The organism is Klebsiella sp. JN_Kp122 (genome assembly GCF_040062085.1).
Taxonomy (GTDB): domain Bacteria; phylum Pseudomonadota; class Gammaproteobacteria; order Enterobacterales; family Enterobacteriaceae; genus Klebsiella; species Klebsiella aerogenes.
Genome location: NZ_JBEAHW010000026.1, coordinates 27,521 through 49,873, shown reverse-complemented (window position 1 = coordinate 49,873; position 22,353 = coordinate 27,521). Strand labels below are relative to the sequence as shown.

Below are 22,353 nucleotides of genomic sequence, written 5' to 3'. Positions count from 1 at the left end.
AGTATGCAAGGAACGTTTATTGGTTTTAACACCGCCGGAATTACCTACGAAGACCATTTCATGGCGCTGCTGCTGAAAGTACAAAAGCAGAATGGCCTGTGTCAGACATACTATCTGCAGGCACCGGTGCTGGCTGACCTGCTCATGGTCCTAGCAAACCGGATGTCTATTTTCTTGCAGAGATTACAGCAGGATGGCGAGAATGAGGCTCAGAAAGTGGAGCTTCTTGCCTACAATGAAACGCTAATAGCCAACACGCCAGAGATAGATATGTTGGAGGTACAAAACCCCAACCCGGAGCTGCGAATCATGTCGCTCACCCTGAAACCAGGGGAAACAGAATCGACGCTGATATTAATGCTGCAGAACGAGCAAATAGCAACTCTACGGATTGATGACCGCCAGGTCGAAGCGCTGATATTGGGGATCCAACAATCTCTCACCATGGCCGCGGACACGAAACTGAATGAATATTTAGCTTTGGCTCTGGACTTCGTACTGCTGTATACCGTCGATTTAACGACCCAACCTAATATCGAGTACCAGCAATACGCTCAGGAAGAGTGGAAGTTGAATCTGTTCAACCATCATCTTGGCGTGCTGTATAGCTACGAGCAGGAAGAGGGTAAAAAAGTACTCTCTGGCGCGGTGATTAAAACCAGCGCCGCGCATCAGTCAGATTTTGAAAAAAGTATCGCGCTACGTCTGATTGAAAAGAGCCAGAAGCTAAAACAAGTTCACAACCAGCATACGCCGCATCAAATCTTCAGCAAGGTGATTCCATCCGCACCTGGACAAATGCTGACTAAGGATGAATGCTTAAAGTCATTGCACGAATTCTACGTGGCTACCAAAGCAGCGCTTGAGGCATAAATTGTTAAGCACTCTCTGCGCAGGCAGAGAGTGCTTAACGCATCAGTTCGGGCACTTATAAACCTGGCCGTTCATCTGGCTATCGGTCGGGACAAAGCTCGACAGCAGATTTTGCGTCGGGCTGCTCACGCCATAAATGACGTTACCGCCCATGGCCGCCGCCTGGTTACGCAGCGCATTCGCCGCGCCGCGCATCGAGCCGCCTTCATCGCCATTCTGCCCGGACAGCCAGTTGCTTTGCGTGCCGGTTGCCGTCCCTAACAGCTGGCATTCCGTTCCCGGTTTATCTTCAACAAAACGCACGCTCTGGCCGCCTGCGGTTAATTCGTTGCTGGAACTGCAACCCGCTAACAATAATGCTGCGCCGACAATCCCTGCTAAATATTTTACCTGCATGTTATTCCCCAATGAGCTGGACGCACTGGCCCGGATGTAAACCTTATACTAAAAAGCCAGCAAAAAGAAAAACCCCCAGCCATTTCTGACCGGGGGTTTCTGCATTTTTATGCCGTATAGCGCACGATTACATCATGCCGCCCATACCGCCCATGCCGCCCATGCCGCCAGCAGCACCTAAGTCAGGCGCGTCACCTTTCGGCAGGTCGGTCACCATGCACTCGGTGGTGATCATCAGACCAGCAACGGATGCCGCGTACTGCAGCGCAGAACGGGTGACTTTAGTCGGATCCAGGATACCGAAGTCGATCATGTTGCCGTACTCTTCGGTAGCCGCGTTGTAACCGTAGTTACCGTCGCCTGCTTTCACGTTGTTGGCAACAACAGACGGCTCTTCACCTGCGTTGGAAACGATCTGACGCAGCGGCGCTTCCATTGCGCGCAGCGCAACTTTGATACCGACGTTCTGATCTTCGTTCTGACCGGTCAGGCCAGCGATTTTCGCCGCCACGCGGACCAGCGCTACGCCGCCGCCAGCTACCACGCCTTCTTCAACCGCAGCACGGGTCGCGTGCAGGGCATCGTCAACGCGCGCTTTTTTCTCTTTCATTTCAACTTCGGTAGCAGCACCGACTTTGATTACCGCAACGCCGCCGGCCAGTTTAGCCACGCGCTCCTGCAGTTTTTCACGGTCGTAATCAGAGGTCGCTTCTTCGATCTGCTTACGGATCTGAGCAACGCGGCCCTGAATTGCGGCTTCTTCGCCAACGCCATCGATGATGGTGGTGGTGTCTTTGTTGATAACAACGCGTTTAGCCTGACCCAGGTCTTCCAGAGTCGCTTTTTCCAGCTCCATACCGATCTCTTCAGAGATAACGGTACCGCCAGTCAGGGTCGCGATGTCCTGCAGCATAGCTTTACGACGGTCGCCGAAGCCCGGCGCTTTAACCGCTGCAACTTTCACGATGCCGCGCATGGTGTTAACAACCAGGGTCGCCAGCGCTTCGCCTTCAACGTCTTCAGCGATGATAACCAGCGGTTTGCCAGCTTTCGCTACGGCTTCCAGAACCGGCAGCATTTCGCGGATGTTGGAGATTTTTTTGTCAGCCAGCAGGATGAACGGGCTTTCCAGTTCAACAGCGCCGGTATCCGGCTTGTTGATGAAGTAAGGGGACAGGTAGCCGCGGTCGAACTGCATACCTTCAACGACGTCCAGTTCGTCTTCCAGACCGGTACCGTCTTCAACGGTGATAACGCCTTCTTTACCGACTTTATCCATCGCTTCAGCGATCAGTTTACCTACGGTTTCGTCGGAGTTAGCGGAGATAGTACCAACCTGAGCAATGGCTTTAGAGTCAGAGCACGGTACGGACAGCGCTTTCAGTTCTTCCACAGCGGCAACGACAGCTTTGTCGATACCACGTTTCAGATCCATCGGGTTCATGCCCGCAGCAACGGCTTTCAGACCTTCGTTAACGATAGCCTGAGCCAGTACGGTTGCGGTGGTGGTACCGTCGCCTGCAGCGTCGTTCGCTTTAGAGGCAACTTCTTTCACCATCTGCGCGCCCATGTTTTCGAATTTGTCTTCCAGTTCGATTTCACGAGCAACGGAAACGCCATCTTTAGTGATGGTCGGCGCGCCGAAGGATTTGTCCAGAACAACGTTACGGCCTTTCGGGCCCAGGGTGACTTTAACTGCATCTGCCAGTACGTTTACGCCGCGCAGCATTTTTACACGAGCGTCGTTACCGAATTTTACGTCTTTTGCTGCCATTTCTTTTATTCCTCAAATTCGTTCAGGGTCGTGCGAATTACGCTTCAACAATTGCCAGGATGTCGCTTTCGGACATGATCAGCACTTCTTCGTTGTCGATCTTCTCAGACTTCACGCCGTAACCATCGTTGAAAATCACGATGTCACCAACTTTAACGTCCAGCGGCTGCACAGTTCCGTTTTCCAGGATGCGGCCTTTACCGACAGCGATGATTTCGCCACGAGTTGATTTAGCTGCCGCAGAACCGGTCAGAACGATGCCGCCTGCAGATTTGGTTTCAACTTCTTTACGTTTGACGATCACACGATCATGTAACGGACGAATACTCATTGATAGCTCTCCTTCGAGAAAGTCATTATCAGTTATGGATGGCGCCGGGCCGTAAACGGTTTCCGACTAGTGCAGAGAGAGATGGGGATGGCCATTTACGGCTTCAAGGGGAAAATTAAAAAAAAATTTCCGCCTGTGCGCTGACGCGCAAAAATATTCCCGCGGCGGCTGCGCTATCTGGCGCAAAGGGTTGTGATAACATCGTTTTTTTGCCGCGCGCAGGGTTGAGTCATGAGTGGGTTAAAACAGGAGCTGGGGTTAGGTCAGGGAGTCGGGTTGCTTTCAACATCACTACTGGGAACCGGCGTGTTCGCCGTACCGGCGCTGGCGGCGCTGGTCGCTGGCGATAACAGCCTGTGGGCGTGGCCAGCGCTGATTCTCCTAGTCTTTCCCATCGCTATCGTGTTTGCCGTGCTTGGGCGCCACTTTCCCAGCGCTGGCGGCGTGGCTCATTTTGTGGATATGGCGTTTGGCCCGCGTCTGGCGCGGGTAACCGGTTGGCTGTTTTTATCAGTCATCCCGGTGGGTTTACCCGCCGCCCTCCATATTGCTACCGGGTTTGGCCAGGCGTTGTTTGGCTGGCACGATACTCAACTGCTGCTTGCCGAGCTCGGCACGCTGGCGATCGTCTGGTGGGTGGGCTCGCGCGGCGCCAGTTCCAGCGCCAATCTACAGACGCTGGTCGCGGTAATGATTGTCGCGCTGATCGTCGCTATCTGGTGGCGCGGCGGCATAAACCCGGCGCAGATCCCTTTCCCGGAACCTAAAGATGTCGACACGTCGCAGCTGTTTGCTGCCCTATCGGTAATGTTCTGGTGCTTCGTCGGCCTTGAAGCCTTTGCTCATCTGGCATCAGAGTTTAAACGTCCGGAGCGCGACTTCCCCCGAGCGCTGATGATTGGCTTATTGCTGGCAGGAACCGTTTATTGGGGCTGTACCGTGGTGGTACTGCATTTTCGCGCCTTCGGTGCGGAAATGGCGGCGGCGGCCTCGCTGCCAAACATCGTGGTACGGCTGTTCGGCGTGCAGGCGCTGTGGGTCGCCTGCGTGATCGGCTATCTCGCCTGCTTCGCCAGCCTCAATATCTATATCCAAAGTTTTGCCCGCCTGGTCTGGTCGCAGGCGCAGTTCAAGCCGGAAGGTTATCTGGCCCGCCTGTCGCCGCGTCAGGTACCACGCAATGCGCTGAATGCGGTCTTAGGCTGCTGCGTACTCAGTACGCTGTGCATTTACTGGTTGAACATTAATCTCGATGCGCTGATCGTCTATGCCAACGGCATTTTCATCATGATTTATCTGCTGTGCATGCTGGCGGGATGCCGACTCCTGCACGGTAAATACCGCGTGCTGGCCATTGTGGGCAGCGTGCTCTGCGTTTTGCTATTGGCAATGGTCGGCTGGAAGAGCTTGTACGCCATTATTATGCTGGCGGTGCTGTGGTTCGCCTTACCTGCACGGTCATCCTCAGCAAGCCGATAACAAAAAACCGGCGCAGGCCGGTTTTGTCGTTTTAGCGGTCGTCTTTGTGATCCAGACGGTCGCGTTCGTCGTCTTTGCGCTGGAACTCCCCTTCGAAGGTGTCTCCGTTGCCGGCGCCAGCGCTAAAACCGCCGCCCGGCATCCGGCTAAAGCGCAGATACGGCATCAGTTTTAAAGTCATCAGCTTTTGCACCGGCGGCAACAGCAGCAGCAGGCCGAGGAAGTCGGTAAAGAAGCCCGGGATCAACAGCAGCAGCCCGGCGATAATCAGCGACACGCTTTTGATCATTTCTGCGGCAGGGCTTTCGCCAGCCGCCATTTTCTGCTGCATCAGCATCAGGTTTTTGAAGCCCTGGTTGCGCACCAGCGACATCCCCACCACCGAGCTAAAGATAACCAGAATCAGCGTCAGCAGCACGCCAAGCACGTGCGCGACCTGAATAAAGATCGAGATCTCGACGTAAACGTATAAGAAAAAGGCAATAAATGGGATCCAACGCACCGGCGTCTCCTTCATTCGGCCGTCGTCGCAGACGCCCGTAGTGATAAATTTGCTATTCGCGTCATAGGAATGTGGGGTTGGCGCGCCATTTTTCAATCAACGGTAACGGCATTTTTTTCAAAAATAGTAAAGCGGTGACTCATTTCACAGATTAATAATTCTTATCCGCCGCGCTATATAATAAGTGATCAAGGTTACTGAACTTCGCTATCATCAGCATATGATCGTGGGCACCGGGCCGGTTAAGGAAATAATCTTCGGTCTGAAAATACGCTAAATCCTATAAATTCTGTGTATTTGGTGAATTCATTGGCAGCTTGAAAAAGAAGGTTCACATGTTAAACAACATTCGTATCGAAGAAGATCTGTTGGGCACCAGGGAAGTTCCAGCTGACGCATACTATGGCGTTCATACTCTGAGAGCGATTGAAAACTTCTACATCAGCAACAACAAGATTAGCGACATCCCTGAGTTTGTTCGGGGCATGGTGATGGTGAAGAAGGCCGCCGCGCTGGCTAACAAGGAACTGCAAACCATTCCTAAAAGCGTAGCGAACACCATTGTCGCCGCATGCGATGAGGTGCTGAACAACGGTAAATGCATGGACCAGTTCCCGGTTGATGTGTTCCAGGGCGGCGCGGGCACTTCCGTCAACATGAACACCAACGAAGTGCTGGCGAATATCGGTCTGGAACTGATGGGCCACCAGAAAGGTGAATACCAGTTCCTCAACCCTAATGACCACGTCAACAAATGCCAGTCCACTAACGACGCCTACCCAACCGGTTTCCGCATCGCGGTCTATGCTTCGATTCTCAAATTAATCGATGCCATCAAACAGTTGGGCGAAGGCTTCCAGGCGAAAGCCGTCGAGTTCCAGGACATCCTGAAAATGGGCCGCACGCAGTTACAGGATGCGGTGCCGATGACCCTCGGCCAGGAATTCCACGCTTTTAACGTCCTGCTGAACGAAGAAACCAAAAGCATTCTGCGTACTGCAGAACTGCTGCTGGAAGTGAACCTCGGCGCGACCGCAATCGGGACTCGCCTGAACACCCCTGACGGCTACCAGCAGCTGGCGGTACAGAAACTGGCGGAAGTCAGCAACCTGCCGGTCGTTCCGGCGGAAGACCTGATTGAAGCGACTTCTGACTGCGGCGCATATGTGATGGTTCACAGTTCGCTGAAACGCCTGGCGGTCAAACTGTCCAAGATTTGTAACGACCTGCGCCTGCTCTCTTCCGGGCCGCGCGCTGGCCTCAACGAAATCAACCTGCCAGAGCTGCAGGCCGGTTCCTCTATCATGCCGGCAAAAGTTAACCCGGTGGTGCCGGAAGTGGTTAACCAGGTGTGCTTCAAAGTTATCGGCAACGATACCACCGTAACCATGGCCTCTGAAGCCGGTCAGCTGCAGTTGAACGTTATGGAGCCGGTGATTGGCCAGGCGATGTTTGAATCTATCCATATCCTGACTAACGCCTGCTACAACCTGCTGGAAAAATGCGTGAACGGCATTACCGCCAACAAAGCGGTATGCGAAAGCTACGTCTACAACTCCATCGGTATCGTGACCTACCTCAACCCGTTCATCGGCCACCACAATGGCGATATCGTCGGCAAGATTTGCGCCGAAACCGGTAAGAGCGTACGTGAAGTGGTACTGGAACGCGGGCTGCTGACTGAAGCCGAACTGGATGACATTTTCTCCCCGCAAAACCTGATGCATCCGGCTTATAAAGCAAAACGGTATACCGATGAAAGCGAACAGTAAGCTTTCAGGGTAAACTAACCAAAGGCATGTCAGTGATGACATGCCTTTTTGCTTTTTTGGGTTTACGAAACGACAACAATTCAATATCAACTTGTTAAAAAACAAGGAAGGCATATATGTTTGGTGCAGAGCTCGTGGTTGTCCTGCTGGCAATCTATTTGGGGGCCCGACTCGGGGGCATTGGTATCGGCTTTGCCGGTGGTCTCGGCGTCCTCGTCTTAACCTTAATTTTTCAAATTCCACCCGGCGCAATCCCCTTTGACGTCATTGAAATCATCATGGCGGTTATCGCCGCAATCGCCGCGATGCAGGTCGCCGGAGGGATGGATTATCTGGTCAGCCTCGCCGAACGTATGCTACGCCGCCATCCCAAGTACATTACCTTCCTGGCGCCGCTGGTCACCTGGTTTATGACGGTGCTGGCAGGCACCGGTCATACCGCGTTCTCTACCCTACCAGTGATTACCGAAGTGGCGAAAGAACAGGGTATTCGCCCTTCCCGCCCGCTCTCCATCGCCGTTGTCGCTTCGCAGATTGCGATTACCGCCTCGCCGATCTCAGCGGCAGTGGTCTTCTTTGCCGGTATTCTCGAACCGCTTGGCGTCAGCTACCTGACGCTGCTGGCGATCTGCCTGCCGGTTACCCTGATTGCCGTCATGCTGACCGCCGTGGTCTGTAACTTCCTCGGCTGCGAGCTGAAAGACGACCCGGTCTACCAGGAACGGCTGGCAAAAGGGGAAGTGAGCCTGCGCGGCAGTCAGGTCTTCGAACTGAAGCCGCACGCTAAACGCTCCGTCCTGCTGTTCCTCGTCGGCATCGTCGCGGTCATGTTCTACGCTACTGCCATCAGCGACACCGTCGGCCTGATCCAGAACCCGGTACTGCCGCGTAACGAAGCGATCGTAGTCTTCATGCTGACCATCGCCACGCTGATTAGCATCACCTGTAAGATCGACACTGGCGAAGTGCTGAACGCCAGCACCTTTAAGTCCGGGATGAGCGCCTGCGTCTGCGTGCTCGGCGTCGCCTGGCTTGGAGATACCTTCGTCAAAGCGCACATTGCCGATATCCAGACGGTAGCGGGCGATCTGCTGCACAACTATCCGTGGCTGCTGGCGGTAGTGCTGTTCTTCGCCGCTACGCTGCTCTATTCACAGGCCGCCACTACCAAGGCGTTGATGCCAGCCGCGCTGCTGCTCGGTGTCACCCCGCTGACGGCAATTGCCTCATTCGCCGCGGTCTCAGCGCTGTTCGTGCTGCCAACCTATCCGACCCTGCTGGCCGCGGTCGAAATGGACGACACTGGCTCCACGCGTATCGGCAAATATGTCTTTAACCACGCCTTCCTGATCCCGGGCGTCATCGCCATTACGCTTTGCGTGATCCTTGGATTCATCTTCGGCGGCCTCATGCTGTAAGATCGTTAAAAAGGGGCCAGTAAAGTAACTGGCCCCTTTGGTTAATCTCCCCGCATCATGCATGCTATAGTGCCTCTTTTCGCTGATACGAGGTTCACGATGACTACGCCTGATGCTGTTGTTGTACTCTGTACCGCGCCGGATGAAGCGACCGCCCAGGATCTGGCGGCCAAAGCGCTCGGGGAAAAACTCGCCGCCTGCGCCACCATCCTGCCGGGAGCGACGTCGCTCTACTACTGGGAAGGAAAGCTTGAGCAGGAGTATGAAGTCCAGATGCTGCTCAAAACCAATCAGGCCCATCAGCAGGCGTTACTGGACTGCCTGAAGTCCCATCACCCGTATCAAACCCCCGAACTACTGGTCCTGCCGGTTACTCACGGAGACAACGATTACCTCTCATGGCTCAACGCATCATTACGCTGATCCTGCTACTGTGCAGCGCATCCGCCAGCGCCGGGTTGTTTGACGCCCCCGGGCGCTCAAACTTCGTGCCCGCCGATCGGGCTTTCGCCTTTGACTTTCAGCAGAATCAACACGACCTCAACCTGAGCTGGCACATCAAGGATGGCTACTACCTCTACCGTAAGCAGGTTACGCTGACGACAAAGGACGCGGCGATCGTCGACCCTTCTCTACCGCCTGGCGAATGGCATGAAGACGAGTTTTATGGCAAAAGCGAAATTTATCGTCAGCGCCTGACGTTGCCGATTACTCTCACGCAAGCCGGCAAAGCAGCCACGCTGACCGTCACCTATCAGGGCTGCGCCGACGCCGGGTTCTGCTATCCGCCGGAGACCAAAGTCGTGCCGCTCAGCGCGGTGCTCGCCGATTCCGACAAGGCGCAAGCGGCCAAACCTTCAGCGCCCGCCACGCTCCCCGCCAGCGGCAGCCAGACCGGCGCGGAACCCGCGTCGCTGCCATTTTCGGCGCTATGGGCGCTGCTGATTGGTATCGGCATCGCCTTTACGCCTTGTGTTTTACCGATGTATCCGCTGATTTCCGGGATTGTCCTCGGCGGTAAACAGCGCTTATCGACGGCGCGCGCCCTGCTGCTGGCATTTATTTATGTCCAGGGGATGGCGGTAACCTATACCGCGCTGGGTCTGGTCGTGGCCGCCGCCGGTCTGCAATTCCAGGCCGCGCTGCAGCACCCTTACGTATTAATTGGGCTGTCAGTGGTATTTATCGCGCTGGCGCTGTCGATGTTCGGCCTGTTTACGCTGCAGTTGCCTTCATCACTGCAAACCCGACTGACGCTAATGAGCAACAAGCGCCAGGGGGGCTCGCCGGGCGGCGTGTTTGCAATGGGCGCTATCGCCGGGCTTATCTGTTCCCCTTGCACTACGGCCCCGCTTAGCGCCATTCTGTTGTATATCGCCCAAAGCGGTAACCTGTGGCTCGGCGGCGGCACGCTGTATCTGTACGCGCTGGGAATGGGGCTGCCGCTGATCCTGGTGACCGTGTTCGGTAACCGTCTGCTACCAAAGAGCGGGCCGTGGATGGCTGATGTCAAGACCGCGTTTGGCTTCGTGATCCTCGCGCTGCCGGTTTTTTTACTGGAGCGCGTTATTGGCGAAGCCTGGGGTTTACGCCTGTGGTCGCTGCTTGGCGTCGCCTTCTTTAGCTGGGCGTTTATTACCTCGCTTGGCGCGAGCAAACCGTGGCTACGGCTGGTGCAAATCGTCATGCTGGGCGCTGCGCTGGTTAGCGCGCGTCCGCTGCAGGATTGGGCCTTTGGCGCGCCGGCTGTCCAGCAGCAGGCGCATCTGGAATTTACCCGCGTCAGCACCGTTGATGAACTCAACCAGGCGCTGGCGCAGGCCAAAGGGAAACCGGTCATGCTCGATCTGTATGCCGACTGGTGCGTGGCCTGTAAAGAGTTCGAAAAATATACCTTTAGCGCTCCTGAAGTGCGACAGGCCCTAAAAGAGACCGTTCTGCTACAAGTGGATGTCACCAAGAACAGCGCGCAAGACGCGGCCCTGCTGAAACATTTACAGGTGCTCGGCTTGCCGACGATTCTGTTCTTCAACGCGCAGGGAGAAGAACAGCCCGCGCAGCGCGTCACCGGGTTTATGGATGCCGCGGCATTCAGCGCCCATTTGCGCGATTGGCAACCGTGAACGACACTTGAGGAGGATAAATGGAGGAGACTACCGTGCAACGTGAAGATGTCCTGGGTGAAGCCATACAAATTCTCGAAATCGAGGGTATCGCCAACACCACGCTGGAAATGGTCGCCGACCGCGTCGCATATCCGCTTGATGACCTCAAGCGTTTTTGGCCTGACCGCGAAGCGTTGCTCTATGACGCCCTGCGTTATTTAAGCCAGCAGGTAGACGCCTGGCGTCGCCAGCTATTGCTGGATGAGACGCTGAGCGCAGAACAAAAGCTGCTGGCGCGCTATAGCGCACTGACCAAATGCGTCAGCAACCACCGTTATCCCGGCTGCCTGTTTATCGCCGCCTGTACCTTTTACCCGGATGCCCAACACCCAATTCACCAGTTAGCGGAACAGCAGAAGCAGGCTTCGCTGGCCTACACGCACGAGCTGCTCACTCAGCTTGAGGTGGATGATCCGGAAATGGTCGCCAAGCAGATGGAATTAATCGTCGAAGGCTGCCTGAGCCGCATGCTGATCAAACGTAGCCAGGCCGACGTCGATACCGCCCATCGTCTGGCGGAAGATATCCTGCGCTTTGCCCGCTGCCGGATGGGCGGCGCGCTTACGTAATTCGGATTTCCGAACCCCTGCAAGGCGCATATAATTCCCTGACACTTTCTGTGGTAGGGATTTCTATGCGTCCACTTCTCTGGGCCGCCGTACTGGGGCTCTGTTCGACCTCGCTGATGGCCGCCCCTCCTCGCGGTTTCTCTTTCGCCTACAAAGATTGGGAAGTCGCCTGCGATAATACCGGCACCTGCCGGGCGGCGGGCTATGGCGCGACAATGGGCGAAGTCAGCGTTCTGCTGACCCGTAGCGCCGGCCCCGGGCGGCAGGCAACCGCGCAGGTCACGTTTGCGCAGACCGAGCACGATATTCCGCCAGATGCCAGCGTAAATCTATTTATCAACGATAACGATCGCGGAGCGCTTGAGGCTATCGACGACAGCCATTTTCATTTTGACAGTACGCAAACCAGCGCGCTTATTACCGCCCTGGAGCAAAACGCTAAAATCGAGCTGGCGCTCAATGGCCAGCGCAAACGGCTGTCTAACGCGGGCAGCAGCGCGGTGTTCCTCAAGATCGATGAATTCCAGCAGCGGATCGGTACCGCCGATGCGCTGTTACGTAAAGGCGGCGGTGACGGCAGCACCGTCCTGCGCGCCATTCCCGCACCGGAGATCCTGAGCGCGTCGTTTATTCACAACGCCCAGCCCGTTGCGCTCAATGCGAAACAACAGCAGAAATGGCTGTCGCAATTGGAAAGCACGCTCAACCGCCAGTGTGATGACTGGCAAAACGCCGAAATTCCGGCCAACGAACGGCAGATCACCGTCGCCCCGCTGGATAAAAATCACTCGCTGCTGCAGACTCTATGCTGGCGCGCCGCCTATAACGACGGCTACGCGATATGGGTTGTCGATAACACACAGGCCGCCAGGCCACAGCTGATAACCACTGATGCCTCCAGCTATAACGATGGCGTAATGACCTTCTTCAACAAAGGACGCGGCGTCGCCGACTGCGTTAACGGGGAAGAACGTGTGTGGGATGGCAAAACCTTTGTGCAAAGCCTCAAGTACAGTACCGGCATGTGCCGGGAAATCACCCCTGGCGGAACCTGGCAGCTTCCCACCTTTGTTAGCAAAGTTATCCCCCGCCAGCAACGAGAGGCCGACATACTCGCGCTGAAGACGTTGCACGATGCGGTACTAAAAGAGCAAAAACGCAACCCGGAACTCGCATTAGAGAACATTGCGGAACAGTTTCCCCTCAGCGGACACATCAGCCACTTTACCCTCACCTATGCCGACGACGCGCCGGTCTCGACGACCAAGCCAGCGGCGGATATCGGCGACGATGAGTGGCTGGCGTTTTTACATTCCGATATCAGCGCCGATTCGGAAAACGGCAAAGTCAGCTTCACGCTTATCGACCTCGACGGCGACGGCAAACGCGACCTCATCATCGATAGCTACGTCGGCGGCACCGGCCTGTTCAGCTATACCGGCGTGCTGAAACGCGGCGATAACACCTTTGAATCGGTGAACAATGCCGACAGCAATGACGACGATAACTTCGATGCCGGCGTGCCCGGCGCCCTTTACTCTATTAACGATCGCGGAGCGAACCAGTGGGGCCGCTGGATCAGAATCAACGGCCAGGTTTACGCCCTGTGGTTTAACGGCGTGTTTGGGGAAGATAATCTCTATCTGCTGCGTCCGTTCAACCAGAGCGACCTGACGCCGGCCATCACCATCCGCTACCGTTATAACCTCAATATCATTAGCGCTGCGGAAAACGAGCAGACCCCCACCCCCGCCTTAAACGATAAAGATAGAGCTGGCTTATTGAAGTCATTGGACGTCATGCAAGGTAGCCTGCTAAAGGATAAATCTGCTGACGATAGCGATGAGCCGATTTGCCCGATCCCGCCTGGCACTGCGAAAGACGATGCGGACAGCTACTATGGCGGCGCTGCAGGACACTATACTGTCGAAACGGTGGCGTGGATCCCGGTGTGGCTCAACAATAAATGCTTTATCGGCACGATTTTCAGCCATCATGGTGCTTACCGCCATGGAGTGGATGCGATCTTAACCATCAGTTCGCCACGGGATGACGAAGAGCTCGTTGGCGATTACGATATCTCCGGAAAACGCCATGCCATCGCCATCACCAGCGGCTGGAAAGTTCGCGAAGGCGATAACGGAGTGATGTGATTTTAAGCAAAACGCCCCTTTTGGCGCGAAATTGCCGCAAAGATAAGCAATCAAACAATAAATAGAGAAATTTCATTGACGCAGTGGGCGGATTACGGTTTAATGCGCCCCGTTGCCCGGATAGCTCAGTCGGTAGAGCAGGGGATTGAAAATCCCCGTGTCCTTGGTTCGATTCCGAGTCCGGGCACCACTATTTAAAGAACCCGCCCAAAAGGCGGGTTTTTGCTTTTCTGCGACCGGACTCTTCATCGAACTGCGTTCGATTATTCGCCGCAATGCGGCTCACCCCTTCGGGGCCAGCGCGACAAGCGCGCTGTTCAACGTCGACTGCATACCGTAGGCCTGATAAGCGCAGCGCCATCAGGCATTCAATGTCCATCGCTTATGGTATTCTCCAATTATCTCACTTCATCCGACGATATTGACAGCCTTTCCTCTACCCTGAACACGGTTTGTACATGACAAAAATGAACCTGAATGAACTTAACAGCTTTATCACGGTTTACTTCGGGCAGGATTATGACCTTATCGATGATAGTGATGAGATCGACCCCAAAATTGACGCATTTATCGCCGATAGTCATCTCGCCATGAAGCATGGTCTTATCGCAGACATTGACCTTCTGCTGAAGGAAGCAGATAACCCGGAAGAGGAATTCAGGATGCGCTATGGTTCAGACTTTGATCCTCACCTGTGGGAAACAGATGCCCTTAGCTTCCTGAAACGGGTAAGAGATAGAATTAGTCATTCCCTGAATGAGGCGGAGCCGACAGGCCGTCAGTAACCCGCGGCTTCCTTACCACACTATCGGTTTGATCTGATTCAGCAAGATGTCGCTGAAAACGCTAGCGCCGCGTCGTTTTCTTTTTAGCGGGAAGGCGGAACACTTCGCCATTCGGCTTAGCAATTCCCATACGGTACTGCGTCTCTCTGGCAGCCTTGTGGATGTCAGCAAACTCTTCTTTACGCGCCGGCGGCAGCTTCGCTTTTTTCAGGCATTTATTGCGGTGCATCCTAATCCATTCACGGTCGTTATCATCGACGCACGTCTGCATCACATCCACCCAGCGCGAAGCGGCCCGACGGTACAATCCACGGGCTTCCAGAGACTCGGCGATACTGTCCTTGATCATTCGATAATTTCTCTCACATATGCTAGCTAATTTGCGTATATAAATATAACCACGCCATCCGAAGAAATAATGAAAGAAAACCCCGATAATTTGATCCACGATAAATCTATGCCAGCTCAATATTGAGGGCATTTATAATATTAATTGCTGTGTGCATTAAAACTGCCGAAGCAGTAAGTACTTCCAAAGAGCATTTTTATCATATACCGCGGATTATCATCTGAGTTATTCCTGAACTACGGTTATACCTATCAATGATTGATTAAATTAACATAATACCGTTGTTGAGTAGCTTGTCGTAGATACCTTACTCTGTATTCATTTCCCTTTTTATCGCTTCTGTGCGGGACACTCCAGCAGTCTATTTTTAAAGATAAACAAACAGGCCTCATTAAAGTTGGCCAGCCCCAGACGTTCATAAAGCTCAATGCGTTTACGATACAGGCTTTTCACTGAAGTATTAAGCACCCCAGCAATTTGATCCATGGTCATTCCGGCCCTGAGCAAAGTCAACGTCATATGTTCCTGTGGTTTCAGACTGAAATTCTTGAGCCATTCTCGGGTCAGCCGCTTACTCTTCACATCAAGAAACAGGCTAAATAAATTAGCCATATCCGTCGGCGTCAAAGACATGTTGAGAAACCACTTCAGGCTCAGCAAATGCTCTTCCCGATGGCGCATATCAAGCATAATACAGCAGATACGTTTACCCGCTTCCGCTGCGCCAGGAATAAGATAATCATAAAAACAAAGCGGCGCCCGACTATCCACCAGCACCGAAAACTCCTCGGCATCACTCTCAAAAAGCTTATGCTCAATCGAATGTAACTGGATGATATCTGGAAAGAAAATCCTTACCCCTTCAAAGAGATAGTGATCCTGAGTAACTAAAAACATTGTCGTTGCCACAAATCATCCCTTTAACAATAAAGCAACAAAACCCCTCCAGGGAGAATATGCACAGCGCCTGGTGGCATGCTGACTATGGCGAGCAAAATAAAGCATGTGTTTGTCGTTTTAGTAAACCTCCAACCTCTCCATCTATAGTGAACGCTCCACTCCACGACTCTTACGTCATTTCCTAATTATCTGCCCTTCGGCTAATTATAAATAAAAAACTCGCACAAAAAAGAAGCTTTTCTACTATTGAGATTTTTTGTCAAAAATCGTCTTAAATATCTACAAGAACAGCCTAACATTATGCGTGAAAAAGCAAACCAAAAACATTAAAACAGAATTTCGGACAGACCTTAACTTTTTCCAATTCAGTTAGTTATGCGTAACATCAGACAATTAATTATTCTATAAAAAGACAATTTCCAGATTTATCTTAAAACCACAGGCCTATTATTTGACATATTTCCAGGCAAACATATCAGGTGTACATTAATCGCCACCCCGTTATCGCGAGGAGATATTTTATTACCTTAAATAAGTAATCGCAGTCGCGTACCGTCAGGTAAAAACTCATTACCCATCCTTTTGCATTCAGCTAAAAGGCCGACGTGTTGTGCAATGGATTCTTGATGGACATATGGTAAATAGTTATGGGAAGATCAACGCGTTTCAATAAGTTATTCTTTTATCGCCGCACGACATTCTCGTTTTCAATTAGTTTATTGTTGTTAACGCCTATTCTGGCTCAGGGGGCTGAGTCGATATATGATCAGCATGTGCTACAGGCGCGTGAAGGTAATTACTCCCCTTTTCTCGATTATCTTCAGCAGTATCAACAACAACATGCCTTGACGCCCGAGCAAGTCGCCGACTGGCTACAAGTTGCCTCCTGGGCTGGACATGATGAGGAAGTTATCCAGGTTTGGCAGCGCTATCAGGTTTATATGGCGCTACCGGCACGTGGTACGGCAGCAGCGGCGCAGGCTTACCGTAATCAAAAACGGTGGTCTTCGGCGCTGGCGCTTTGGGATCAAGCGCTCAGCCAACAGCCGATGAACGACGATTATCTTATTGGCCGGATTAAAACGCTTGCCGATGCGCGTCATGACGGGCAGGCGCTAAGTGAAGCCCGGCGCTTAGCCGCCACCACACCCAGCACCGCTCACCTGCAGACGCTCTCCTACGTCTATTTACGTCAGGGAAAAAGCTGGGACCAGCTGCTCACCGATATGCGCGCGCAGGAGCTTGCGCCGCAAAACAGAGAAACGCTCAATAGCTTGCTTGAGAGCCTGAGCAGCAATCGCATCAGTACTCCCGCGCTGCAATGGTCAGCCAAAACCACCTTAACGCCCGCGCAGCAGCGAAAGCTGGAAATGGACGCGGCGGCGGAGTGGGTACGGCTGGCGGACACCCCTACCCGCGGTGAACAGGAGCGCTTTCGCCTGGCGCAAGCGGCGCTCAACCGCTACGACGCGCTGTTCGCCCGTTGGCGTCAGGATCCGCAGGCTACAGAGGATCTTGCCCGCGCGCGTATTGACCGCCTCGGTGCGCTATACACCCGCGGCGATTACCCCCGGGTCATCAAAGAATATCAGTCGCTGACCGCCGCTCAGCAGCCCGTTCCTGACTGGGCCATCGGCTGGATCATCTCCTCTTACCTTGCGCAACAGAACGTCGAGGCCGCGCTGGCGATCGCCCACCAACATCCCCTTTATCGCCCCGATCCGCAAGATGATCGGCATGAGTTATTTTACGCGCTGCTGGACAGCGGCCAGTATCAGGCCGCCCGCGACTATCTCGCCATAGTGACTAACGGTATCCCCTACACCCGCCGCCTCTACGGCTCGCCGACGCCGCAGCCAAACGATCCGTGGCTGAACGCCCAATCGCTGAAGGTACAGTATCTACTGAGTACTAATGCGCTGCCGGAAGCCGAGCGTCTCTCCCGCTGGCTGGCCGCCACCGCGCCCGGTAATCAGGGGCTGCGCATTGACTACGCGGCGATACTGCAGGCGCGCGGTCTACCCCGCGCCGCCGAACGGGAACTGAAAGCGGCGGAAGCGTTGGAGCCTTCGAATATCCCCCTCGAACGCCAGCAGGCCTACGTAGCGATGGATCTTCAGGAGTGGCGGCAGATGGAGCTATTAACCGATGACTTGCTGGCGCGCAGCCCTGAAGACCTGAGCACGCAAAAATTAGTCCGCGCTCGCGAGGTGCACCATATGTCGGAATTGCGTCTCAACAGTACTCAGGGGATCCACTCGGATAACCCGGTCAGCGGTAGCCACGATTTTAGCTGGGATGCGGCGATTTACGGCCCGCCAATCGCGGATAACTGGCGGCTTTTCGCCGGTAATCGCTTCGCCAAAGGGAATTTTGATGAAGGAAAAGGCTCCAGCCGCCAGCTCTTTGGCGGTATCGAATGGCGCCCGCGTGATGCCTGGGCTGAACTGGAAATCTCCAACAACAATTTCGCTGGCGACAATAAACCCGGCGCCCGGCTTTCCGCCTGGCAAAGTTTCAACGACCGATGGCAGATTGGCGGCGAGGTCGAACGCCTGTCGCGCCAGACGCCGCTGCGCGCGCTGCGCAATGGTATCAGCGCCAACCGCGGCGAGGGGTGGGTTCGCTGGTATCAAAACGAGCGACGCGAATATCGCTTTAGCGCCGCCGCCAGCCGCTTCTCCGACCACAACCGTCGTCAGGAATATACCTTCTCCGGCAAAGAGCGGCTCTGGCAATCGCCAACCATCACGCTCGATCTGGAACCTGGGCTCTCCGCCAGCGCCAACAGCCGGGCGGATACCCTCTACTACAACCCGAAACGCGACTTCGCCGCCACCTCGGCGCTGGTCGCCGATCACGTCATGTATCAGCACTACGATACCGTCTGGAGCCAGCAGCTTGCGGCAGGCGGCGGCGCCTACTGGCAAAAAGCGTATTCGGCCGGGGCTATCGCCATGCTTGGCTACGGCCAGCGTATTCGCTGGAACAACGTGATCGACACCGGCGTGATGCTGAACTGGGACAAGCGCCCTTACGACGGCAAACGCGAAAGCAATCTCTCCATTGCCCTTGATGCGAATTTACGGTTTTAAGGATAAACATGGTCAACAAAAGTATCCGCATCAGCCTGATGGTTATCGGCTGGCTCCTGATGACCTGCGCGCTTCGCGCAGAGACGATTCCTTTTCTGCCGCCGGAGGCGCGGCCGCAGCCGGAGGCGAATAAACCCTGGCCGCAGAATAAGTTTCTGGTACTGGCCTATCACGATGTGGAAGACGATGCCGCCGATCAGCGCTATCTGGCGGTGCGTACCAGCGCGCTCAACGATCAAATCGGCTGGCTGCTGCACAACGGCTATAAGGCCGTCAGCGTGCAAAATATTCTCGACGCCAACGCGGGGTTAATCACCCTGCCGCCGAAGGCATTTCTGCTGAGTTTCGATGATGGCTACAGCAGTTTTTACACCCGGGTCTGGCCGCTGTTAAAAGCCTGGAATGTACCGGCTCTATGGGCGCCGGTAGGCAGCTGGGTCGATACGCCGGGACAGAAAAAAGTCGATTTCGGCGGTCTGATGACTCCGCGCGAGCGTTTCGCCACCTGGGAGATGGTGCGCGAGCTCGCGCAATCGCCGCTGGTTGAAATCGGTGCGCATACCTGGGCTTCACACTACGGTATTCAGGCCAATCCACAGGGCAGCCGCGAACCGGCGGTTGCCAACCGCTTTTATGATAAAGCCAGCGGACGCTACGAAAGCGACCAGCAGTTTCACCAACGCATCGATACCGACGTGCGCAAAGTGAGCGACAAAATCGCCGATGTCACCGGCAAAGCGCCGCGCGCCTGGGTATGGCCCTACGGCGCCGCCAACGGCACATCGCTGGCTATCGCCAAAAATCGCGGCTATCAACTGGCATTTACCCTCGGCGATGGTCTGGGCGATGTGCGCGATCTGGATAATATTCCCCGTCTGCTTATCTCCGGTAATCCGTCGATCAAGGCTTTCGCCAGCCAGGTGACGCAAATCCAGGAGCGTGAACCGGTTCGGGTAATGCACGTCGATCTTGATTATGTCTACGATAAAGACCCGGCTCAGCAGCGCAAAAATATCGATAAGCTGATCCAGCGCGTCTACGACATGAAAATCACTCACGTTTTCCTGCAGGCCTTTTCCGATCCGCTCGGCGACGGCACGGTGAAAGCGCTCTACTTCCCCAACCGCCGCCTGCCGATGCGCGCCGATCTGTTTAATTTCGTCGCCTGGCAATTGCAGACGCGCGGCGGCGCCAAAGTGTATGCGTGGATGCCGGTGCTGGCGTTCGATCTGGACAGTGCGCTGCCGCGCGTACAGCGCTGGGATGCGCAGAGCAACACGCTGCGCCAGGCCACTCGCCCCTATGTACGTCTGTCGCCATGGAACAGCCAGGTGCGCGATGAGATCCGCGATATTTATCAGGACCTTGCCCGCTACGCGACCTTTGACGGCGTGCTGTTCCACGACGACGCGGTGCTGACGGATTACGAAGATGCCGGCGCCGGGGCGATGGCCGCCTGGCGGGCGGCGGGCCATCGGGAGGATATCGCGCAGATCCGCCAAAACCCCGCCGCGCTGCACGCCTGGACGCGGTTTAAAAGTCAGGCGCTTATCGACTTCACCCGCACGCTCAGCCAGAGCGTGAAAGCGATTCGCGGCCCACAGGTGAGAACCGCGCGCAATATCTTCGCCCTGCCGATCCTGCAGCCGGAAAGCGAGGCCTGGTTCGCGCAGAATCTGGATGATTTTCTGGCGGCCTACGACTGGACGGTGCCGATGGCGATGCCGCTGATGGAATCCGTTCCGGTCGCGGAAAGCGATGCGTGGCTGGCTCGTCTGGTGCGCGCCGTCAGCGCCAGGCCGGGCGCGCTGAAGAAAACCATTTTTGAGCTGCAGGCTAAAGACTGGACTCTCCCTCAGCAGAACGCCATCCCTGACCAACAGCTGGTTGACTGGATGCGGACATTACAGCTCAACGGCGTCAACAATTACGGCTACTACCCCGACGATTTCCTTAATAATCAGCCTGATATCTCGAAAATCAGGCCCCTGTTTTCATCGTACTGGTATCCCAACAATGACTGATCGCATTATCGCATTTTCGATTTTATGCCTGGTTTTCGGGCTGCCTCTGGGCGTGGCCGCCGTTTTCACCGGCGAGTTGATACTGGATTTCGTCTTTTTTTGGCCACTGTTTATGTCGGTGCTGTGGATAACCGGCGGGCTCTACTTTTGGTTCCAACTGGAGCGCCACTGGCCGTGGGGTAAAGAGACCCCGCCGCCGGAGCTGGCGGGCAATCCGTTGATCTCCATTTTGATTCCCTGCTTTAACGAGGAGAAAAATGCCCGCGAGACCATCGAAGCCGCGCTGGCGCAGCGCTATCGCAACATTGAGGTGATCGCCATCAACGACGGCTCCTCCGACGATACCGCCAGGGTGCTGAATCAACTGGCGGAAGAGTACGCTCTGCTGCGGGTGATTCATCTGGCCGAAAATCAGGGGAAAGCGGTAGCGCTGAAAGCCGGCGCCGCCGCCGCGCGCGGGGACTTGCTGGTGTGCATCGACGGCGATGCCCTGCTCGATCGCGATACCGCCGCCTACCTGGTGGCACCGCTGATTCAGTATCCCCACGTCGGCGCGGTGACCGGCAACCCGCGTATTCGTACCCGCTCGACGCTGATTGGCCGCATTCAGGTCGGCGAGTTCTCTTCGATAATCGGGCTGATTAAGCGTACCCAGCGTATTTACGGCCGGGTGTTTACCGTCTCCGGGGTGATTGCCGCTTTTCGTCGCCAGGCGCTGGCGGACGTCGGCTACTGGAGCCCGGATATGATCACCGAAGATATCGATATCAGTTGGAAGCTGCAGCTACGCCATTGGGCGATTTTCTTCGAGCCGCGGGCGCTGTGCTGGATCCTGATGCCGGAGACGCTGAAGGGGCTGTGGAAACAGCGGTTACGCTGGGCGCAGGGCGGCGCCGAGGTTTTCCTGGTCAATCTGCGCCGCCTGTTTCGCTGGGAGCATCACCGGATGTGGCCGCTGTTCCTCGAATATGCCCTCTCCACGCTGTGGGCCTTCGCCTATGCGGTCACCATTTTTCTGTTCATCGCCAGCCATTTTGCCCCGCTGCCGGAAAACCTGACCGTCCGCAGCCTTTTTCCGCCGGAATTTACCGGGCTGCTGCTGGGGGTGATGTGTCTGCTGCAGTTTATCGCCAGCCTGTACATCGAACGGCGCTATGAACGCGGCGTCGCCGGCTCGCTGTTCTGGGTGATCTGGTTTCCGATGGTGTACTGGATGATCGGCCTGTTAACCACCATCGTCGCCTTCCCCAAAGTCATGTTGAAACGTAAACGCGCCAGGGCTCGCTGGGTCAGCCCCGATAGAGGTAAAGGAAGAATGTCATGAACGAACAAACCCTGATATTAACCGAGCATCGTATGCTGCCGCGGATCTTTGACGGCGTGTTAACCGCTATCGCGTGGGCCGGCTTCGCCTTTTTTCTGTATGCCAACCTGCTGATGCAGTTTACCGAGCGCGGTAACGACAGCTGGGACGCGATTATGGCGTCGTTTAATACCGTGCTGGTCTATTTACTGGTGGCGGCAATTAACGGCTGGCTGCTGATTTTGTGGTATCAGTACAATCTACGCCGTTATAACGCCCGGCGGCACGGCAGCATGGCCTCGCTGCGCCATGAAGAGCTGGCAGAGAGCTTTAATATCGCGCCGCAAATCATTTCCGAGATGAGCCAATATAACCTGCTGACGGTATACCACGACCAGATTGGCAGAATCATTGATTTAAAAATCAATCAGAACGAGGAAGACGAACGCTAACGGAACCACCAAA

At 55.0% G+C, this 22,353-nt stretch carries 19 protein-coding genes and 1 tRNA gene; 14 read left to right on the top strand and 6 right to left on the bottom strand.

Annotation, left to right across the window (positions count from 1 at the left end; translation table 11 throughout):
* Positions 1-3: 3 nt before the first annotated feature.
* Positions 4-873, top strand: a complete 870-nt coding sequence (gene yjeJ / locus ABLU78_RS12240; protein ID WP_048229751.1) for a YjeJ family protein — start codon at positions 4-6, stop codon at positions 871-873.
* Positions 874-915: 42 nt separating this feature from the next.
* On the opposite strand, the gene ABLU78_RS12235 is transcribed toward yjeJ, so the two are convergent.
* The 3 genes from ABLU78_RS12235 to ABLU78_RS12225 all read right to left on the bottom strand — a co-directional run bounded on the left by ABLU78_RS12235 (position 916) and on the right by ABLU78_RS12225 (position 3,374).
* Positions 916-1,269, bottom strand: a complete 354-nt coding sequence (locus ABLU78_RS12235) for a DUF4156 domain-containing protein (protein ID WP_015368664.1) — start codon at positions 1,267-1,269, stop codon at positions 916-918.
* 127 nt (positions 1,270-1,396) lie between these two features.
* Complete coding sequence (gene groL / locus ABLU78_RS12230; RefSeq protein ID WP_015368665.1) at positions 1,397-3,043, bottom strand: chaperonin GroEL; 1,647 nt, start codon at positions 3,041-3,043, stop codon at positions 1,397-1,399.
* A 37-nt stretch (positions 3,044-3,080) separates the two neighbouring features.
* Positions 3,081-3,374 carry a co-chaperone GroES gene (locus ABLU78_RS12225; RefSeq protein ID WP_003855929.1) on the bottom strand — a complete coding sequence of 98 codons (294 nt, stop codon included), beginning with the start codon at positions 3,372-3,374 and terminating at the stop codon, positions 3,081-3,083.
* A gap of 231 nt (positions 3,375-3,605) precedes the next feature.
* On the opposite strand from ABLU78_RS12225, the gene yjeH reads away from it, so the two are divergent.
* The gene (gene yjeH / locus ABLU78_RS12220) at positions 3,606-4,853 is read left to right on the top strand and encodes an L-methionine/branched-chain amino acid transporter (RefSeq protein WP_015368666.1); all 1,248 of its coding nucleotides are present in this window, start codon (positions 3,606-3,608) and stop codon (positions 4,851-4,853) included.
* Between the two features lie 31 nt (positions 4,854-4,884).
* Here yjeH and ABLU78_RS12215 read toward each other — a convergent pair whose 3' ends face one another.
* Positions 4,885-5,355: an FxsA family protein gene (locus tag ABLU78_RS12215; protein ID WP_015368667.1), complete on the bottom strand. Its 471-nt coding sequence runs from the start codon at positions 5,353-5,355 to the stop codon at positions 4,885-4,887.
* Between the two features lie 335 nt (positions 5,356-5,690).
* Here ABLU78_RS12215 and aspA point away from each other — a divergent pair, with 335 nt between their 5' ends.
* The 8 genes from aspA to ABLU78_RS12175 all read left to right on the top strand — a co-directional run bounded on the left by aspA (position 5,691) and on the right by ABLU78_RS12175 (position 14,217).
* Positions 5,691-7,127: an aspartate ammonia-lyase gene (gene aspA / locus ABLU78_RS12210; RefSeq protein WP_015368668.1), complete on the top strand. Its 1,437-nt coding sequence runs from the start codon at positions 5,691-5,693 to the stop codon at positions 7,125-7,127.
* Between the two features lie 116 nt (positions 7,128-7,243).
* Positions 7,244-8,545: an anaerobic C4-dicarboxylate transporter gene (locus tag ABLU78_RS12205; RefSeq protein WP_015368669.1), complete on the top strand. Its 1,302-nt coding sequence runs from the start codon at positions 7,244-7,246 to the stop codon at positions 8,543-8,545.
* Positions 8,546-8,644: 99 nt separating this feature from the next.
* Entirely contained in the window at positions 8,645-8,968 is a 324-nt protein-coding gene (gene cutA, locus ABLU78_RS12200; protein WP_015704145.1) for a divalent cation tolerance protein CutA, read from the top strand.
* The gene (locus tag ABLU78_RS12195; RefSeq protein WP_048229756.1) at positions 8,944-10,668 is read left to right on the top strand and encodes a protein-disulfide reductase DsbD; all 1,725 of its coding nucleotides are present in this window, start codon (positions 8,944-8,946) and stop codon (positions 10,666-10,668) included. Before cutA ends, ABLU78_RS12195 begins: the two co-directional genes overlap by 25 nt.
* Before the next feature lie 35 nt (positions 10,669-10,703).
* A complete protein-coding gene (locus tag ABLU78_RS12190) occupies positions 10,704-11,279 on the top strand; it encodes a transcriptional regulator (protein ID WP_015704143.1) in 576 nt (191 codons plus the stop codon).
* A 65-nt stretch (positions 11,280-11,344) separates the two neighbouring features.
* Positions 11,345-13,432, top strand: coding sequence for a DUF1176 domain-containing protein (locus ABLU78_RS12185; RefSeq protein WP_048229757.1), 2,088 nt, complete (start codon positions 11,345-11,347; stop codon positions 13,430-13,432).
* A gap of 114 nt (positions 13,433-13,546) precedes the next feature.
* Positions 13,547-13,622: transfer RNA gene (locus tag ABLU78_RS12180), tRNA-Phe, on the top strand.
* A 268-nt stretch (positions 13,623-13,890) separates the two neighbouring features.
* Positions 13,891-14,217, top strand: a complete 327-nt coding sequence (locus ABLU78_RS12175) for a contact-dependent growth inhibition system immunity protein (protein ID WP_042894325.1) — start codon at positions 13,891-13,893, stop codon at positions 14,215-14,217.
* A gap of 61 nt (positions 14,218-14,278) precedes the next feature.
* On the opposite strand, the gene ABLU78_RS12170 is transcribed toward ABLU78_RS12175, so the two are convergent.
* Together ABLU78_RS12170 and ABLU78_RS12165 are read right to left on the bottom strand one after the other, a co-directional pair.
* Positions 14,279-14,566 (bottom strand): PerC family transcriptional regulator, encoded by a 288-nt coding sequence (locus ABLU78_RS12170; RefSeq protein ID WP_015704092.1) that lies wholly within the window; start codon positions 14,564-14,566, stop codon positions 14,279-14,281.
* A 330-nt stretch (positions 14,567-14,896) separates the two neighbouring features.
* Entirely contained in the window at positions 14,897-15,463 is a 567-nt protein-coding gene (locus ABLU78_RS12165) for a LuxR family transcriptional regulator (RefSeq protein WP_020079840.1), read from the bottom strand.
* A gap of 650 nt (positions 15,464-16,113) precedes the next feature.
* On the opposite strand from ABLU78_RS12165, the gene pgaA reads away from it, so the two are divergent.
* From pgaA to pgaD, 4 genes are read left to right on the top strand one after another with little or no spacing between them, the layout of a single operon-like run.
* The gene (gene pgaA, locus ABLU78_RS12160; protein WP_048229759.1) at positions 16,114-18,561 is read left to right on the top strand and encodes a poly-beta-1,6 N-acetyl-D-glucosamine export porin PgaA; all 2,448 of its coding nucleotides are present in this window, start codon (positions 16,114-16,116) and stop codon (positions 18,559-18,561) included.
* 8 nt (positions 18,562-18,569) lie between these two features.
* Complete coding sequence (gene pgaB / locus ABLU78_RS12155; protein WP_048229761.1) at positions 18,570-20,585, top strand: poly-beta-1,6-N-acetyl-D-glucosamine N-deacetylase PgaB; 2,016 nt, start codon at positions 18,570-18,572, stop codon at positions 20,583-20,585.
* A complete protein-coding gene (gene pgaC, locus ABLU78_RS12150) occupies positions 20,578-21,909 on the top strand; it encodes a poly-beta-1,6-N-acetyl-D-glucosamine synthase (RefSeq protein WP_015368679.1) in 1,332 nt (443 codons plus the stop codon). Before pgaB ends, pgaC begins: the two co-directional genes overlap by 8 nt.
* Positions 21,906-22,340, top strand: coding sequence for a poly-beta-1,6-N-acetyl-D-glucosamine biosynthesis protein PgaD (gene pgaD / locus ABLU78_RS12145; RefSeq protein WP_015704090.1), 435 nt, complete (start codon positions 21,906-21,908; stop codon positions 22,338-22,340). Before pgaC ends, pgaD begins: the two co-directional genes overlap by 4 nt.
* Positions 22,341-22,353 lie beyond the last annotated feature (13 nt).